Source organism: Faecalibacterium sp. An77 (genome assembly GCF_002161315.1).
Lineage (GTDB): Bacteria > Bacillota > Clostridia > Oscillospirales > Ruminococcaceae > Faecalibacterium.
The window spans coordinates 1-16,335 of sequence record NZ_NFHK01000024.1; the positions used below are offsets into that span (position 1 = coordinate 1).

Annotated in this window: 11 protein-coding genes and 1 tRNA gene; 1 reads left to right on the forward strand and 11 read right to left on the reverse strand. The window is 63.6% G+C overall.

Going from position 1 to position 16,335, the window contains the following annotated elements; translation table 11 throughout:
• Positions 1-121: 121 nt before the first annotated feature.
• Positions 122-1,849, reverse strand: a complete 1,728-nt coding sequence (locus tag B5G28_RS08965) for an aryl-sulfate sulfotransferase (RefSeq protein WP_242967544.1) — start codon at positions 1,847-1,849, stop codon at positions 122-124.
• Between the two features lie 655 nt (positions 1,850-2,504).
• Between B5G28_RS08965 and B5G28_RS08970 the strand changes: the two genes are divergently transcribed.
• Positions 2,505-2,846 (forward strand): hypothetical protein, encoded by a 342-nt coding sequence (locus B5G28_RS08970; protein WP_087248014.1) that lies wholly within the window; start codon positions 2,505-2,507, stop codon positions 2,844-2,846.
• Between the two features lie 199 nt (positions 2,847-3,045).
• Here B5G28_RS08970 and B5G28_RS08975 read toward each other — a convergent pair whose 3' ends face one another.
• From B5G28_RS08975 to B5G28_RS09020, 10 genes are all read right to left on the reverse strand, one after another.
• Entirely contained in the window at positions 3,046-3,369 is a 324-nt protein-coding gene (locus B5G28_RS08975) for a hypothetical protein (RefSeq protein WP_087248016.1), read from the reverse strand.
• A gap of 96 nt (positions 3,370-3,465) precedes the next feature.
• Complete coding sequence (bilQ, locus tag B5G28_RS08980; protein WP_087248018.1) at positions 3,466-3,924, reverse strand: bilirubin utilization transcriptional regulator BilQ; 459 nt, start codon at positions 3,922-3,924, stop codon at positions 3,466-3,468.
• Positions 3,925-4,292: 368 nt separating this feature from the next.
• Positions 4,293-7,841, reverse strand: a complete 3,549-nt coding sequence (locus B5G28_RS08985) for a DUF4132 domain-containing protein (RefSeq protein WP_087248020.1) — start codon at positions 7,839-7,841, stop codon at positions 4,293-4,295.
• Entirely contained in the window at positions 7,838-8,185 is a 348-nt protein-coding gene (locus B5G28_RS08990) for a hypothetical protein (RefSeq protein ID WP_087248022.1), read from the reverse strand. Before B5G28_RS08990 ends, B5G28_RS08985 begins: the two co-directional genes overlap by 4 nt.
• Positions 8,182-9,831, reverse strand: a complete 1,650-nt coding sequence (locus B5G28_RS15195) for an SWIM zinc finger family protein (protein WP_087248024.1) — start codon at positions 9,829-9,831, stop codon at positions 8,182-8,184. The genes B5G28_RS08990 and B5G28_RS15195 overlap by 4 nt, the downstream gene beginning before the upstream one ends.
• Before the next feature lie 13 nt (positions 9,832-9,844).
• Entirely contained in the window at positions 9,845-10,966 is a 1,122-nt protein-coding gene (locus tag B5G28_RS09000; protein WP_204228839.1) for a VWA domain-containing protein, read from the reverse strand.
• Positions 10,963-13,365: a DUF5682 family protein gene (locus B5G28_RS09005; RefSeq protein ID WP_144265510.1), complete on the reverse strand. Its 2,403-nt coding sequence runs from the start codon at positions 13,363-13,365 to the stop codon at positions 10,963-10,965. Before B5G28_RS09005 ends, B5G28_RS09000 begins: the two co-directional genes overlap by 4 nt.
• Positions 13,326-14,441: an AAA family ATPase gene (locus B5G28_RS09010; protein WP_087248028.1), complete on the reverse strand. Its 1,116-nt coding sequence runs from the start codon at positions 14,439-14,441 to the stop codon at positions 13,326-13,328. The genes B5G28_RS09005 and B5G28_RS09010 overlap by 40 nt, the downstream gene beginning before the upstream one ends.
• 439 nt (positions 14,442-14,880) lie before the next feature.
• Positions 14,881-14,956: transfer RNA gene (locus tag B5G28_RS09015), tRNA-Thr, on the reverse strand.
• Positions 14,957-14,972: 16 nt separating this feature from the next.
• The gene (locus B5G28_RS09020; protein ID WP_242967545.1) at positions 14,973-16,292 is read right to left on the reverse strand and encodes a helix-turn-helix domain-containing protein; all 1,320 of its coding nucleotides are present in this window, start codon (positions 16,290-16,292) and stop codon (positions 14,973-14,975) included.
• Between the last annotated feature and the right edge of the window lie 43 nt (positions 16,293-16,335).

Consider the following 16,335-nt stretch of genomic DNA (forward strand, 5'->3'; position numbering starts at 1 on the left):
GGCCGCCATGAGCCAGCAATGCAGTTGGCCGATTGTTTCGCGGCCCCTTGAGGGGCTTTGTCCGTATTATGCCCTTCTAGGGCTTCCTCAAGCCCCCGGCTTTGCCGGGGGTCATGACTAGTTACTGGAACCAGAAGCCCTTGTAATCGTATTTGAAGGTGCGGTAGCCCTGCATGGTGCAGTCGTAGCTGTACTGGCGGATCAGGACGCCGTCGGCGTCGTACTCGCCGAACACCATGGCCACGCCGCTGTTGACGGTCCAGTGGCCGGTATCCGTATTCAGGGTGGAGTTGGACACGATGCTGGAATAGGGCACCGGGAAGGACTCCACCAGTTCCACCGTACCGGCGTTGGTGTCGATGCGGTAGACGTAGGTATAGCTGTTGTCCCCGTCGCCGCCGTAGAGCTCGGTGTTCACCCCTTCGTCCAGGTCGGGGGTGTAGTCGTCCCGGGAGGACAGGGCCCAATAGTTGTTGTTGTACATCCGCAGGTAGCAGATGCCCGGCTCCTCGCCCTCGGCATATTCCACGCTGTGCTGGCCGTACTGCCAGGTGAAGTCATTCGCCGGCTCCAGGCAGTACTGGGCATATTCGGTGCCCTCCCAGAAATCGGGGTCGCCGCACATCCAGTCGATGGCGGGGGTGGTGTGGACGTCCTTTACGCAGATGACAGTGGACGTCTCCCGGGAGGAGACCACCAGGCTGTCGCTTTCAGGCAGGTACTGGATGGTGTTCAGGTGAATCCAGTCCTGCTCCCCCACCTGCCAGAAGAAGGGGTCGGTGCCCTTGATGGGCCGGGTCTCATCGTGGTAGGAGCCCATCAGGTCCTTGAAGTCCAGCAGTTCGGTGACTTCGCCGGTGTCCAGGTCGATCTCCAGGACGATGTCCTCCACGTCCACCGCGTCGGTCTTTTCGGCCAGGGCCACCACCGTGTGGTCCTGGCCGTAGTTGATATCGTGGTGGAGCTCATAGTCCCCCAGGGGATACACCTGGGTTACCTCGCCCAGACCGTTGATCCGGGCCAGCTTGTTGGCCGAAACACAGGTGACGATCTCATCCCCATAGGTGAGGATGCGGTCCATTCCGAAGCCTTCCAGCTCCATCTCATAGCGCATGACGCCGCTGTCGTCGTACAGGAAGCCATAGCCCAGATAGCCGTTGGTGCGCATCATGGTGAACAGGCCCTCGTCCTGGGCGGCGGTGCTGGTGCCGTCGGTGACCTCCAGCAGGGTGTCGTAGCCGGAATAGGGGTCGGGCATCTCGATGGTAAACCGCACCCGCTGACGGACGTTCCCCCACTTGCCCCGGATGGTCATGGTGACCTCGTTGGTCTCGCCGGGTACCAGGCCGATCATCTGGAATTCATGGACGGTGGAATATTCCTCCCCCGAGCTGTCGGCGGCGGTGGCGGTGAAATCGGGGATTCGCTCGTCGTCCACATGGATGGTGTATTCCACCCGGGTGGGCAGGTCGGTCTCAAAATACAGATACAGCCCGTTGGAACCGGTGCCGAAGGGGTTCAAAAAGGCCATGGGGGTTTCGGCGGTCCAGGTGTAGCCATCGACCGACATCTGCTGCCCCCGGTCCACCATCCGGCGGATGCGCTGCTGGACGTCGATGTCGTAGTATGTAAAGCCTTCCTCTTCCACCTCCACCGGAACCAGCTGCATCACGGTGATGCTGGACTCCACGGGGGCGGTGCGGATTTCGATTTGTTCGGCCTCGTCCACGCCCACCAGGTCGCCCACGTCCACGGCCCAGCCGTCCCGGACTTCGCCCTCCTGGTCGGTGAACCACTTGCCCACCGCCGGCACCACCACCGGCACCAGGGCGGCAATCAGCAAAATCACCGCCGCCAGAATCAGCAGCGGGATTCATATACGTCGTTTATGTTTTGGCTCTGTTTTCATCTGCGTACAATCCTTTCTGCATGCGGTCTCATGTCAGGATCTTGATTTGTGAAACAGGTCCCTCGGGCTGATTCGGCGCGCCCGGCAGACCAGACCTAGTATAGCGCTCCATTCTTTCCGCGGTATGGCAAAATCATGGCCAATTTGTTGCCGGAGCCACAAATTGGGTAAGCATTTTGTAAAAAATGATTCCGCCCCTCCCCGTTCCGGCAAAAATCCGTTTTTCCGGGCCCGGACCGGGCCCCGGGTTTCCGCCATTCCCGGCCCGGGCGGGGTAATGCGCAGAGCAAAAACCGTTTGGATTTTTGGGCGATGTATTCTATTTTTTTGCTTTTGGTCCGGCCTGGATTTTATCCCCCGGTTCGGCCCTGTCCGGCGGCGGGTTCCGGGTCGTTTTTGGGCGCAGAGCGCTTGTTTTGCCGCGCCAAAAAGCGGGCCGTTTCTTTATATTTCGCATAAGATAACGGCTCCTGGGTTTACGCAATAAAATTTTTGTGAAAATCTATTTTTCGACACAAAAATATTGCACCGGAATATGGTTCATGTTATACTCAGAAATACCAAAAGAATTTATATTGTTGGGAGGAAACGTATTATGCCCAGACCCAAGGGAAGCAAAAACAAGGTGAAAGCGATCAAAGGCCACCGTGCAGCGGATTACGCAGCAGCTCTCGCAGAAAAGAATGCAGAGATGGAGCAGCTGAACGGTGAGATTGCCGACATCAACGGCCAGATCACCGAGCTGAAAGCCCAGCTCAAGAGCAAGAAATCCGCCGTAAAATCCCTCGAGAAGGTGGTCGCCAAGCTGGAGGCCAAGCAGGCCGCCGAGGAGGCAAAAGCCACCCAGGAAGCCCGGAAGGCCGAGATTGACACAGCCGTCCAGAAACTCATCACCAACGGCATCAGCGTCGAGGAAATCCTGGAGAAGCTGCAGTAACTCTGCGGCTCCCGGAAGGACGCGCTTCCCCACGCCGCCGCACCGGCCCCGGGCCGTCTGCGGCGGTATTTTTATGCCCAAAAACGGACAAAAAAGAACCCCCCGCCTTTTGCAGGAAAAAGGCGGGGGCTTTATCTAGCATGCAGCCTGCGCGGAAAGAAAGGGACACGCAGGCCATGCGGGGGAAGGTTGATTCAGATCAGTTCAGCTCGTTCCACTGGCTCTTGATAAACAGGCCGGTGATGCCGGGCACCAGGGCCGAGCCGATGAGGGACATCAGGATGCTGACGGCGCCCAGATCGGCGAAGTTCTGGACCGAGCCCACCACAAACGAACCCACGGCGCAGACGCACATGATCAGGAAGCCCAGCTTCTGCTGGCGGAACAGCAGCAGGCACAGGCCTGCGATGGAAACGACGGCGATGGCCACCGACAGCCAGCGGCCCTCCGACAGGTTGAGGCAGGTGGTGCAGACGCAGAGGACCAGGGCGATCCAGAGCCAGATTTTCGATGCTTTCTTCATTTTCAGAGTCTCCTATCCATGAAAGAGGTATCAACGGCGGGTATGACGTGTTAAGGGCGCGGAAAGCGCCCATGGGCCGCCGGAGAACGGTCCGTTTTATTCTCCGGCCTGCCCGGCAGAGTTGGTGCACTCTGCGGCGGGGTGGGGTGCGGGTTCCGGGCGGCGGGCTACCTTGCGCATCAGGGCGAACAGGGTCTGGCGCTCCTCGTCGGTCAGGGCCTCCAGGCGCTGGGCGTCCCAGTCGAAAAAGACCTGGTGGCTGACTTCAAACGCCTCCTGTCCCTTCTCGGTCAGATGCAGGTGATAGCGCCGGCCAACCTTTTCTTTGGTGAGGAAGCCGCTCTCCACCAGTTTGGTGATGCAGCGCTGCGAATGGCCCCAGTCCAGATGCAGCGTCTGGGTCAAGTCCGAGGGCGTAGCACCCGGGTGCTTTCCCACGTAAATCAGGAAGAACAACAGTCCAAAATGCAGACCGAGCTTTTCCAGCTTTTCACTGGTGTAGGCCGTAAAATCCCGGTACAGCACGGAGGAAAAATAGGCAAGTGTGTTGAACATGGGTCCGCTCCTTTCCCATACTTGACGAGATCAAGTATACTGGATTCATTTGACTTTGTCAAGTGAAAATCCCAAAAAATCAAAATTTTTCTTTCACTGATATTCCAATCCCATTTTGGACGCATCTTCGCGCCAAAGCCCCCGGGGCCGTCAGGCCCCAGGGGCATACTGTGTGCGCTTTATACTTTCAGGATAGGTTTTCAGGGGGTTGGGGCTGCCCTTCCCTTTTCGGTGCCGGCCCCTGCGGGCAGGCGCCGCCGGACCGGGTCAGGCGCCCCTCGGCCCCCTGTGCACGCCGTTTTGCGTTTCGTCCAGAGACTCTCTGTATCATTTTTTGCTTCTATACGGTTTGAAATTCTTTTAAAGGGTCAGCGGTTCTTTTTTCTCCAATCGGGGTCGGTCTCGGTGCTGGAAGCGGTGGCCTTGTCCAGCTGGTACACCACCTCGCTGTAATAGCGGGCGGGAACCTCCCCCAGGGCGAAGATGTTTTCCGGTTTGGAGGTGTCGTAGCAGTAGCTGCCCCGCTGGACGGTGCCCTGACGGTAGAAGGTCGCCTCGTAGACGGTGACCGTCTCGTTTTCGTCTCCCACAAAGCAGCCCGAGAATTCCAGCTCCACCCCCATGCCCAGGCCGGGGTCCTCCCGGTAGAAGGTGTAGTAACCGCCGGCGTCCTGGACGCTGCCGCGGTACCAGCCCAGGCCCAGCAGCTTGCCCGACAGGGACAGGCCGTTGAGCTTCTTGCCGCCGAAGCGGTCCAGGGTCCGGGCCTGTTCCTGGCCGGGTTCCAGCTGGAACACCGGGCGGTCCAGCTGGGGAATGCTCTGGGTGATCTCGTAGTCCTCCAGCTGCTGTTTCCAGGCGTCCAGGGTCTCCCGGTCCATCTCCACCGGGTGGGCCAGACCGATCCGGGCGTCGTCGGGCAGGGTGTATTCTTCCTCGTCCACCGTGTTGAAGGAGCCGTCCTCCATATAGCGGAAGGTCTCCTGCAGTGTTCCATCCTGGTACACGCCCCAGATGAGACTCATGGCAAACTGGTGCATAATGGGATTGCCCACAAAGAGGGCCTTCCATGCGTCGCTGCTCCAGCAGCGCAGCACCGACAGCGCCGCCTCCAGACGGGCCTTCTGGGCCGTCACGGTGGTGCGGATCTGCTTTTTCATGGTCTTGAATTCGTTGTAGGCGGCCTCGGCTTTTTCGGGGTCGTCGGTCTTGCCGGGGGCGGGCAGGTTTTTCACCGTCTTGCCGGCGTCGTTGGTGATTTCCATCTCCAGGGTGGGGGTCAGCCGCACCGTAAAGCTCCGGGGACCGTAGTCAAAGACCCGCTTGCCGTCGGCCCCAAAGCCCAGGTCGGGGACAATCCGGTCGGCCAGTTCTTCGGCGGTGATGCCCAGCTCCCGGGCGGCGTTGTCCAGGGCGGCGGCCGCCGCGGCCTTCACCTGGCGGAACTTGAATTTGCGGGAGATGGAGTCCACCACCAGCAGGGCGGCGGGGTCATTGCTGAGGGCCAGGGCGGTGACGGCGTCGCAGGCAATAGCGCCGCGGGACTGCTGGGGCCACTCGTTGATGGCGTGGCTCAGCCGCGGGGTCATGGCGGCCCCGCCAAAGGCCGCCGCAAAGGCCAGCACCCACTTGGTCTTGCTCTGGGCTCCGGCGGCCAGCCAAATCTCATAGACCTCCCCCGCCAGGGCGGCCAGATCCGCCGGGTCGATGCCTTCGGCCAGCAGGGCGGCGGTTTCGCTGCGGCCAATCCGGCCCAGCTCACTGTAAGCCACCAGCAACGCCGCCCGCCGGTCCTCGCTCACCGGGGTGCGGGCCTCGTCCTGCAGGTGCAGTTCGGGCAGGGGGTGATCCAGCACCCACTGGACTTTCCGCTTTTTGCCGCCCTTCAAAATCTGGGCAGCCTTCTCGTCGATGGTCAGGGCGGCGGCCTGCTCCGCAGGAGCCGAGGCCTGGCCCAGGGCGCCGCGGATGGCGTCGGCCACCTTGGCGCTCTTTTCCTTTTCCAGAGCTTCCTCCAGGGCGGGGTGGATGGTCTCCCCCATCTTGGCGGCGGCCCGCACCGCGATCAGCCGCTCGGCGGCCTTTTTGCTCCGCAGCAGGCCGGTCACCTCCCCGGTCCAGTCGGGATGGCTGGTGAGCAGGGCCACCATCAGCTCCTGAATCTGCTTGGAGGAATCGCCCGCGCCGGCCAGCAGCCCCTCTTTGGCCCGGGAGCCGCACTCGGGGGAAGCCGTCAGGTCATCCAGCGCCGAGAGGGCCACATACCGCCCAAAGACGCCGCTGTTGAGGGCGGCGGCGCACAGGTCCTCCAGATAGACCGGCTTGCTGAAATTTTTGTAGAGGGTGTTCCGGGTGGTGGTCTTGCGGCGCTCGTCGTAGCAGCCATCGCAGAAGTACCCAAAGATCCGCAGAATCTCCCCCAGAGGCAGTTCCTGCTCCTGCAGGGCGGCCGCCAGACGGGCCACGTCCTGGTCGCTGTGCAGCAGATGGTTCATCCCCGACCCCTCAAACACCAGGCCAAAGACCGTGGCGCACCGGCAGGCAAATTCATCCCAGCCGGCGGCCTTGACGTACCGTTCCACCAGCTGGGCCGCCTGGGACGGATAAACATAGGGCTGCACCGTGACGCCGGCCAGCCGGACGGCGCTGTCCTTCAGGCTGCCGGTGCCTTCCAGGTATTGGGTCATGGCGCTGGCGCCGTTCTGGATGTACTTGGACAGCAGGGTGTTGATCTTGTTCCGCTGGTCCCGGTCCACGGCGCCGGCGCCCGGCATCATATCGGTGAGGCGGACATACTGCTGGGCGTCGGCCAAATCCAGCGCCTGCTTGAGTCCATTGCGGCACTGGCGGGCCACCACTTTATAGAAGCTGTTGCGGCCGTCCCAGGTGGGCAGCATGGTCAGGAAGATCAGCATGGTGACATCGCCGCCGGGCAGGTCCTCCAGCAGATGGTTCAGGCGGTCTTTCTGGTCCAGCATCACATGCTGGGACACCCCCCGCAGGATGTTCTGGAGCACCGCCGCAGGGTTGAGGCCCAGATACATCCGCAGCGCACACCGCAGCCGGGGGTCCTGTTCCGCCCCCAGGAAGGAGGCGGTGCCCAGCAGGCCGGCCAGGTAAGTTTCGGCCCCGCGGGCGGCCAGGGCGGCGCTGGGATTGGCGGCATTGGCCCACCCCGCCGACAGGGCCGGCTTGGGGGCGTTCAGATCGCCCTTTTCCAGGTATTCCGCCAGGGCCTGGCGGTCCTTGTCGGACAGTTTGGGCAGGGCGGCGGCCATGGTTTCCAGGTTGTTGCGGTGGATCAGCTGGATTTGCCGGGCCACCAGGGGCTGTTTTGCGCCCACCAGCTTCTGGAACAGGCTCAGCTTGCTCCCCTGCTGCACCGCCACCAGAATGCCCGCCAGCATCACCTTGTAATTGTCCCGGTGGCCTCCGGCCAGAGCCTGGGCCTGTTCCAGGATTTCGGGCTCGCTGGCCGCCAGGGCATAAAACCACTCCAAATCCCGGTACCCCGGCTCATACCAGACCACCCGTTCCGCCTCCAGCGCCACCGCCGCCGGCTTGCCCAGCAGCTCGGTCCGGAGTTTCTGTTCCTCCCGGCCGGTCTTGGAATCGCTGCTGCGCTCCAGCAAAAACACCGCGGTGCTCTTGCCCATGGCCCAGTACAGCTTGATCAGCCGGGCCAGGGGGTCGGGGTTGTCCCAGCTGCGCAGATCGTTGGCGTAGTCCACCGCCTCTCCCCGCACCTCCCAGCTGACCTCATGGAAATCCTCTTCCTCGGCCCGCTGCAGCAGGCTGTCGTCCCGCTGTTCCGCCGTCAGGTATTCCTCGGCCAGGGCCCGGTTGGCGGGGGTGAGCTGCAATTTGGACAGCAGCCGGTCCAGTTTGGCCTTTTTCTGTGCTTGCAAGGTGTTCATAGGTTCCCTCCTGGTTTCTGGGTGTCCTGCGAATCCTGTCCCCGGGCCTGCCAGCGCCGGACGATGGCGTCCTCCTGTGCCTTTTCCCGGCACAGTTCCAGATAGCGGGCCAGCCGGCAGATACAGGCCGCCGGGGTCAAATTGTCTTTTTCCAGAGCGTGGGGGCGGGCCTCCAGAGCGGTTTCCAGCTCCCGGGCCAGCGCCGCCCCGGTGTGCAGTCCGGCGTCCTCACACCGGACCGCCAGCGTCCGCAGCCGGGCACAGGCGGCGGGGCCGCCGGTATCCAGCCCCGACTGCAAAAGGTCGGTCACAGCCCGTTCCAGCTCATCCAGCAGTTGGGTCATAGGCACTCCTCCCACTCGGCGAAATATTCAATGGGGTAGAGCTTGAGCCGGTCTTCCTCCCGGTAGATCAGCCCAAAGAACACCGGCCGGAAATCCGGTTTCCGACGAAGCCGGCGGGCCAGCTGTTCCAGCGCCTCCACCACCTTTTCCTCCTCTTTTTTGTAGCGCACCTCCAGAAAGAGGTCCCGTCCTGCCCCGTCCACCAGCCGGATGGAAAACACCTGGCGGACCTGGTCGTAGTCCTGAGGCAGGCACCGGGCCGGGCGGACCACCGCCAGCCGCTCCACCTCGGGGTCATGGGGACCGCTGCGCTCCCGCAGCAGCCATTCAAAGTCGGTACAGACCGCCTTGGCCGGGATGACCCGGTCGGGGTTCTGGCGGCCCAGCAGGACGGCCCGGCACTGTTCGGTGGCCGAGAGGGCCCGGTCCCGGGAGGCCTTCGCCCCCGACAGGTTCAGGCCGCAGTTCCAGGCCTGTCCCAGGGTGCAGGGCAGCCCCCATGGAACGGCGGCGGTGCGGCGGCGCGCCTTGCCCTCATAAAAGGTGGGCCGGACATCGGCGTAGGTGTAAAACCGCTGTTCCTGCCGCTCCCAGAAATAATAGATGGTGCCGGCGTAGCCGCTGCGGCCATCGAAATCCCGCTGGCCCAGCAGATACAGTTCCAGGTCCCCCACCGCCTCGTAGTCGTCCCGGAAGCGGCCCGCCCGGTCCAGGGCGGCTTTGGGGTCGGCGGTTTCCAGGGCCGCCGCCAGCCGGAACGCCCGGCTCAGCCGCATCAGGAGGGCGGTGTCCCGGTAGGAGGCCGACCGGGCAAAGTAGGCCCGATATTCCCCGTGAACGCCCCGCAGGGCCCGTTCCAGGGCCGGGAGCCGGGCGGTATGGCAGAGGGCTGCCATCCGCTCCACCGTCTCGCAGACGCCGGCGGGCATCCGGCTCAGGCCGGTGGCCATCTGGGCGGCCAGGGTCTGCTGCACCGCCTGGCAGACGCCCCGGACCGCTTCCAGGTCCAGTTCCTCCTCCGGGGGTCGGGCGGCTTCCAGGGCCGCCGGGTCCAGAATGTTCCGGCTCATCTGCCAGTAGAGCAGGGCCTCGGCCTTGTGGATGCAAAAGGTCTTGCTGTGACAGGTGCAGGTGCTGTGTTCCAGAGGGTCCAGCAGCCGCACAGCGGCGGGAATCCAGGGCATTTCCACCGTCACCACCGAGGTTTCCTCTATGGAGGGGCCCGTCCCGCTGCGCTGGCGGAACAGAGCGGCCGCCAGACGCTTGGGGCCCAGCTGCTTTGCCAGCTTGTCCGCCGGATAGGCCCGCAGGGTCTCAAAGGTGGGTTTCGCGGGCTCGGCCGCGGGGCTAGGGGCGGTTTCCTCCCCTTGGGCCTGCTGTTTCAGCCAGAGAATGGCGGTGATCCGGTGGCGGCAGATGCCGCTGCTGGGGCAGGAGCACCGGCTCTCCCCCAGCGGGGCGCAGATCTGGCAGGTGACGTCCCCCATCTGGACCTGGGCCCCCTCCTCCGTCACGGCGACCGAGGGTTCCGCCAGGGCGGCCAGGTCTTTTTTGGCCCGGTTGACGGTGCCCTTGTTGCACAGGCCGATCAGGTAATTGTCATCCGCAGCCGCCAGGGCGGCGGCCAGCGGGCCCGGTAACTTCACGACAGATCCCCCCTCATTCCCGCATCACATCGGCCATGAAATCCGCCAGCCGTGCCGGCGTCATGGCCCCTACATAAGCCCCCATCCCGGCCAGCGCCTGGGCGGTGGACCGGTCATAGGCGGGGGCGGCATTTTCGTCCAGAGCGGTCAGAGCCACCAGTTTGGCCCCGCTCTCCAGGATATCCCGGCAGACGCCGTAGAGATTCTGCCGGGAGTTGCCCTCGCACAGGTCGCTGACCAGCACCACCATGGTCCGGTGGGGCATGGTAATCAGAGATTCACAGTACCGCAGCGCCCCGGCAATGTCGGTGCCGCCCCCCAGCTGAACGCTCATGAGGGTTTCCACCGGGTCTTCCACATAGCCGCTCAGGTCCACCACCTGGGTGTCAAAGATCACCAGCCGGGTATCCAGCATGGGCAGGGCGGCAAAAATCCCCGCCATGACGGCGCTGTGGATGATGCTGGGCATCATGGAGCCGCTCTCGTCCACCGCCAGAATCACCCGCCAGGGGTTATAGCGCTTGACCCGGCCGTTGAAATAGACCTGTTCCAGCATGAGGCGGCGGTTTTCGGTGTCATAGTGGGCCAGGTTTTTGCGGATGGTGCGCTGAATGTCCAGATTCCGCAAAGACCGGACCGAGCTGCGGCTGGTGCGGTCCAGCTTGCCCAGAGCCGAGCGCTGGATTTCGCTGCGCATCTTCTCGGTCATCTGCTCCACCACCCGCCGGACGATCCGCCGGGCGGTGTCCAGCACCGGGCCCCGCATCATATGTTTCAGGCTCAGGACCGTCTCCAGCAAAGCCTGGTTGGGCTCCATCTTTTCCAGCACTTCCCGGTCGGCCAGCAGCTCGGTGAGCTGATACCGGTCCAGGGCGTGGCGCTGCAAAATTTCCGCCGTCTCCTGGGGGAACAGCTGGCGCACCTCGCTGAGCCACCGGGCCACCGTCAGCTGACTGGACCCATGGCCGCCCTGGGGGTCCCGGTCCCTGACGTCCTCTCCGGCCTCCCGGCCATAGAGGAAGTCCAGCGCGTCGTCCATCCGGGCCAGCCGGGAGGTGTCCAGCTCCAGCTGTTGGCCGGCGTTTTTGCCCAGGATCAGCCGCCAGCGGTTGAGGGCGGCGCCGTCGGTCATCATGGGTCATCCTCTCCTTCCGGCCCGTCCAGACGGGCAGCCGCCCAGGCGTCCAGCGCCTCGGCCCGGGCATAGTCGGCGGGGTCCACCGCGCCGCGGCGCAGGTCAGCCCCTCTGGCCCCGTGGAGTTCCGCCGCCCGCCGGGCGATGCGGTCGGTCTCCATGGGCACAAAATAACTGAACGCCAGCCGCAGCTCGGGCAGCAGGGCGATGAAATCTTCCTCTTCCAGCCCTACCAGCAGGGCGTCGATCTGGCGCAGAAAGCCGTCGTCCACCAGCAGCAAGTCCCGGGCGGTGGAGAACAATCCCTGCAAAAAGGCCGCCGACTGCAGCATCATGGCCCGGGTGCCCTGCAGGTAGCCCCGCACCACCCCGTCGATGGTTTGTTTCCAGGCGGGCCGGGCGCCGTAGAGCAGGCCCAGCGCCGCCCCATGGAGGGCGGGATGGATGGGGTTCTGGCCCACCAGCCGCTCAAAGGCTTCCAGCAGGGCAGGGCGCTGGTCGGCAAAGGCCTCCCGCCCCGTCACCTGGTACAGCAGGATGCAGGCCTGCTGCACCTTCTGGACGTTGTGGTCGTCCACCGTGTTCATCTGGGGCAGCATCTGCAGCACCCGGGCAAAGCACCGGCGCAGCAGGGCCGGATAATCGTAGCCGCCCCGCTCGCCATATTGGTCCTGCCATTCCTCCAAGGTGGTGAGGGAGGCACAGGCGGCGCACAGGGAGGCAAAATCGCCGTCGGCGATGAGTAGTTCATCCATCCGGCCGGCCAGCTGGTCGGCCAGGTCCCCAATTCCCATCAAAAAGCCCTGCACCAGCAGGTCCGCTCCCTGTTCGGCCCGGGCGGCGGCAGCCATCCGGCCCCGCAGCTCGGTGGAGCAGGCCTCCCGCATGGTGGCGCCCGACACGGCGTGTTCAATGAGGGCCGCATCCACGGCGGCGGTCCAGCGGTATTCCCACACTTCCCGGATCAGGTTGCGGTCCCGGCGGCGGAGAAGGTCGGGGCCTTTCTTCCGCTGGGCAAAGCCGCAGTCCAAAAAGACGGTCTGATGGAAAAACCGGCTGATGGCCCGGTGGCGTTCCTCCGAAAAGATGGCCAGGGTGATTTCCTGCTGGGCCGCGCCTTCCAGCCGGAGGCGGAAGCTCCTGCACTGGCTGTCGAAGTCCCGGGCCAGGGGCGGCACTAGGGCGCCGCTGCACAGCCGGCCCACGGCCTGGCCGGTGGTCAGCTGCCGCAGCACCCGGAGAGGTTCCATCCCGGACAAGCTGGCCTCGCCCTTCACAAAATTGCTCAGGACTGCGTCCTGAAGCTCGTACAGGCCGGGGGCGGGCTTGTCCCGCAGCTGGGCCAGCATCTGGGCCTGCTGAAAGGCGCAGGTTTCATCAAAGGCGGAGATGAGGGTCCCGTCCTTCCGCAGCCGCCGGCCGGTCCGCACCAGATAATCCAGCACCGTGTCGGTCCAGGCCTGCCGGGGCCGGTCGCCGTGGAGGGCCGTCCACACGCTGGCGTAAAAGCCGGGGGACGGCATGCCGCTGGCGTAGCCCGCCAGGGCGTCGGCGGCCGGCATGGTATAGCGCATGGGATAGACGGCGTGGGCCGACGCCGGCAGGGCGGGCCGGGACGGCTCCTGACCGGGGTGCAGCAGGCCCCAGATATGGAACCCGCCCGCCACCACCAGCACCCGGTCATACCGGGCGGCGGCCTCCTGAATCCGGCGGGCCATGTGGGCCTCCCGGGCCAGACAGCCGTCCTCCTCCAGTTCCACCGCGGGGGTGTTCTGGCGGGAGAGGAAACAGTAGGTGTTCATCTGGCGGACAAAGGCCTCGTCGCTCAGGTCCAGCCCCGCCGTCTCGAAATATTTCTCCCAGAACTCCTCAAAGCTGCGCAGGCCGGCCTTTTCGCACAGCCGCTCCTGAAAGCGGTTGTGGGCCAGGTACTGGTCGCTGGCGTAGCTCTGTTTTTCCTCCCGGGTCCGCAGGCCCCGGGCCGCCTGGGTGGCCAGCAGGATCTCGGCATAGGGCAGGTCGATGAAGGCCGCCGGGATGCCCCGGGATGCGGCGGCCCGCAGGGCTGCCAGCTCGGGGGAATGATCCAGAAAGGGATAATAGCACCGGCAGCTCTCCGGCTCCCCCTCCTCTTTGGACAGCAACCCGGCGTCGTCCCGGTAGGCGTAATAAAGGGCCACCGGGGCGGCGGTGTCGGGGTCGGTGAGGACCGGGATCAGGTCGTTGGCGTTTTCGGGGCCCTCCACCAGGATGCAGGCGGGGTTGTACCGGGCGATCACCTGTTCCAGATGCCAGGCGCAGACCGGGCTGTGGTGGCGCACCGGATAGTACACCACCGCATCCTCCAGGGAAAACGGGATTACTTCAGTTTGCCTCTCGCCTGATAATAGCGCGTCCATGCTCCGCCCTCCCGTCGTGCTTTGTCCCGGACCACCGTGGAGAAGTAGTCCGCGATCTTGTCCATATCCTCCCGGGACTCCTTGGCGACGGCGCCCACCAGGTTTTCCACCAGGCAGCTCTCGTCCATATGGCCGTCCCCGTAGTACCAGGCGGTCATCATGGTCTGGTAGTAGACCGAGATGGCCTCGGCGGTGCTCATGACGGCGCCGGGCTTTTCGATCCGCTGCCCCTCTGCCGAGATGCCCTCCCGCAGTTCGTGGTAGGTGGTGGCCAGCAGTTCGGCGGCCTCCTCGTCCAGGGGCTGATGGATGCCGGCGGCCTCGGCCAGGGCTCCCACCTCGTTGAGGATGATCTGTTTTTCCAGGGCCACGTCCCGCACCGGCTGGACAGTCTCAAAGTTGAACCGGCGCTTGAGGGCGCTGGACATCTCGTTGACGCCCTTGTCCCGGGTGTTGGCGGTGCCGATGACGTTGAAGCCGGGCCGGGCAAACAGCAGGCCCTCATCCCCCAGCTCGGGGATGTTCAGCACCTTGTCGCTCAAAACGCTTATCAGGCTGTCCTGCACCTCGGCGGGGGTGCGGGTGATCTCCTCAAACCGGGTGAGAATCCCCTTTTCCATCCCCACATAGAGGGGCGCGGGCACCAGCGCTTCCCGGCTGGGGCCGTTGGCCAGCAGCAGGGCGTAGTTCCAGCTGTATTTGATCATGTCCTCGGTGGTGCCGGCGGTGCCCTGGACGGTGTTGGTGCTGCATCCGCTGATGGCCGCCGACAGCAGCTCGGACAGCATGGTCTTGGCGGTGCCGGGCTCTCCCACCAGCATCAGGCCCCGGTTGCCCGCCAGGGTGATGATGCACCGCTCCACCAGGGCGTCATTGCCCAGGTATTTTTTCCGGATGGTGAAAGTCTGGCCGCCGCAGCGGACCGGGCTGCGGGAGCCCAGGATAAACAGCCGCACCGCCTTGGGCGACAGGCGCCAGTTGGCGGGCTTGCGGTTGCCCTGATCCCAGATCTGCAGTGCTTCCAGTTCGTCCCGGTAGCGCTGTTCCGCCTGGGGACGGAGGACCGATTGTTCCATCTTGATCACCTCATTGGAAAGATCCGGCCCGCGGCCGGTCAAAGTCGTTTGATTGTAGTTTACCTGCCCGCAGGAAAACTGGCAAGCCCCTTTGTCCGGCCCCTTTTCCCCGCCGGGCGGGGCCTTTTCTCTGTGTTTGGATTTTATCAAATTCATCATCCCATTAAAAGGATTTTCACGCCGCAAAATCCGCTTTTTCGCACAAAAAATTGCCTGCAATTTTTACAGGCCTGCTTTCTCTTCCCCTGAAACCAAAAACACCCCGCTCCCCCGCAGATTGCGGAGAAATGGGGTGCTGGGGTCGGCGGTTTTGCCGGCCCTGGTGGATTATGCCTTGACGGGCTCCACCGGCGGGACGCCGGCGCAAAGGGTTTCGCCCGCCCGGACAGGCAAAAACAAAACCGCCCTCTCCCGACCGGGAAAGAGCGGTTTTTCTGCATGGAGCTGCTATCCAGATTTGAACTGGAGACCTCATCCTTACCAAGGATGCGCTCTACCAACTGAGCTATAGCAGCGCAACTGCGGGTTGTATTATAGCATACTCCGCGCAGCTTTGCAAGGGGTAATTTCAGATTTTTTTAATTTTTCCCGTTTTTCTTTTTCCTGGAGCAGGGGCGGGGCGCCGTCGGGGGCCACTTCCAGGGACAGCTGGGCCCGCTTGTCCCGCCGGTAATGGGTGGGGGTCTGGCCGGTGGCGCTCTTGAACATCTTGGTGAAGTAGTTCACGTCCAGGATTCCCACCTCCTCGGCCACCACCGCAATCCGGGCGTTGGTGGTCAGCAGGAGCTTGGCCGCCCGCTCCATCCGGCGGCTGCTGATGTAGTCGGTGAGGGTCTGGCCGGTCTCCTGTTTAAAGACGCTGGACAGATAGCTGGGGCTGATGTAGCACTGGGCCGCCAGGCTCTTGAGGGACAGGTCCGAGTCCATATGGAGGTTTACCTGGTTGATGACCTTCTGAATCAGGGGGCTGTACTGGCGCAGGGAGTACTTCTGGACATAGAGGCAGTACTCCTTGACCATCCGGACCCGCAGCCGCTCTCCCTCCTCCAGACTGGTCAGGGCCTCGATCTCGATGGCAAAGCGGGCCGAAATCTGGTCGATGTAATAGGGGTGGACGCTGGCCTGCTCGATGGACTTGCGCAGCAGGCTGTTGAGGATGATGGAAAAGTTTTTGAAGTCCCGCAGCAGGCTGTGAAGCCGCGGCGTCACCTGGAACCGCCGGAAGCTCTCATAGGCCCCCAAGGCCGAGGAGGAATCCCCCTTCACCACCGCCTGCAGCATCCGGTTTTCGGCGGCGTAGCGCTCGGCCACCAGCTCGGCGGGCAGCTCCTCGGTGAAAGACGTGTCGCTGAAGCTCTCCAGGCCGGGGCGGAAGTTCAGAGGCATAAACTCCCGCCACTCCTCGGTTTTCAGCTCTCCCTCGGGATAGATCAGGGAAATCACCCCGAACAGGGTGGACTTGATGGCGTTGTCGTCAATCTGCCGGACCCGGTTGTGGTATTCCTGGATGACGTCCTGGGCCTTTTCGTCCAGATAGGTCTTGCACCAGGTGATGGATTCCTTGGACCGGGGCCCCTCCGCCCAGGGGCCGATGCAGTAGAGGGTGTCTTTTTCGTCCGGGGAGAGAAACAGCGCAAACCGCAGCTCAAACACCCCCCGGGCAAACACCAGGGTCCGGGCCGGGATCTGGTGGAGCAGCATATCCCCAAAGGCCTTCCAGTCAAACGCCGCGTCCAGCGCCCGGCGCAGCCCATAGTCAAAGTTTTCGATCCCTTCAAAGGGCGGCGTCATTTTGGTCAGGCCCAGATTCTGGGCGCTGGTCAGTTTCTCCAGCACGCGGCTGATCTCCACTTTCAAGCAAATCACCTCTTGTTCCCGTTTCGCTCTTTTCCGT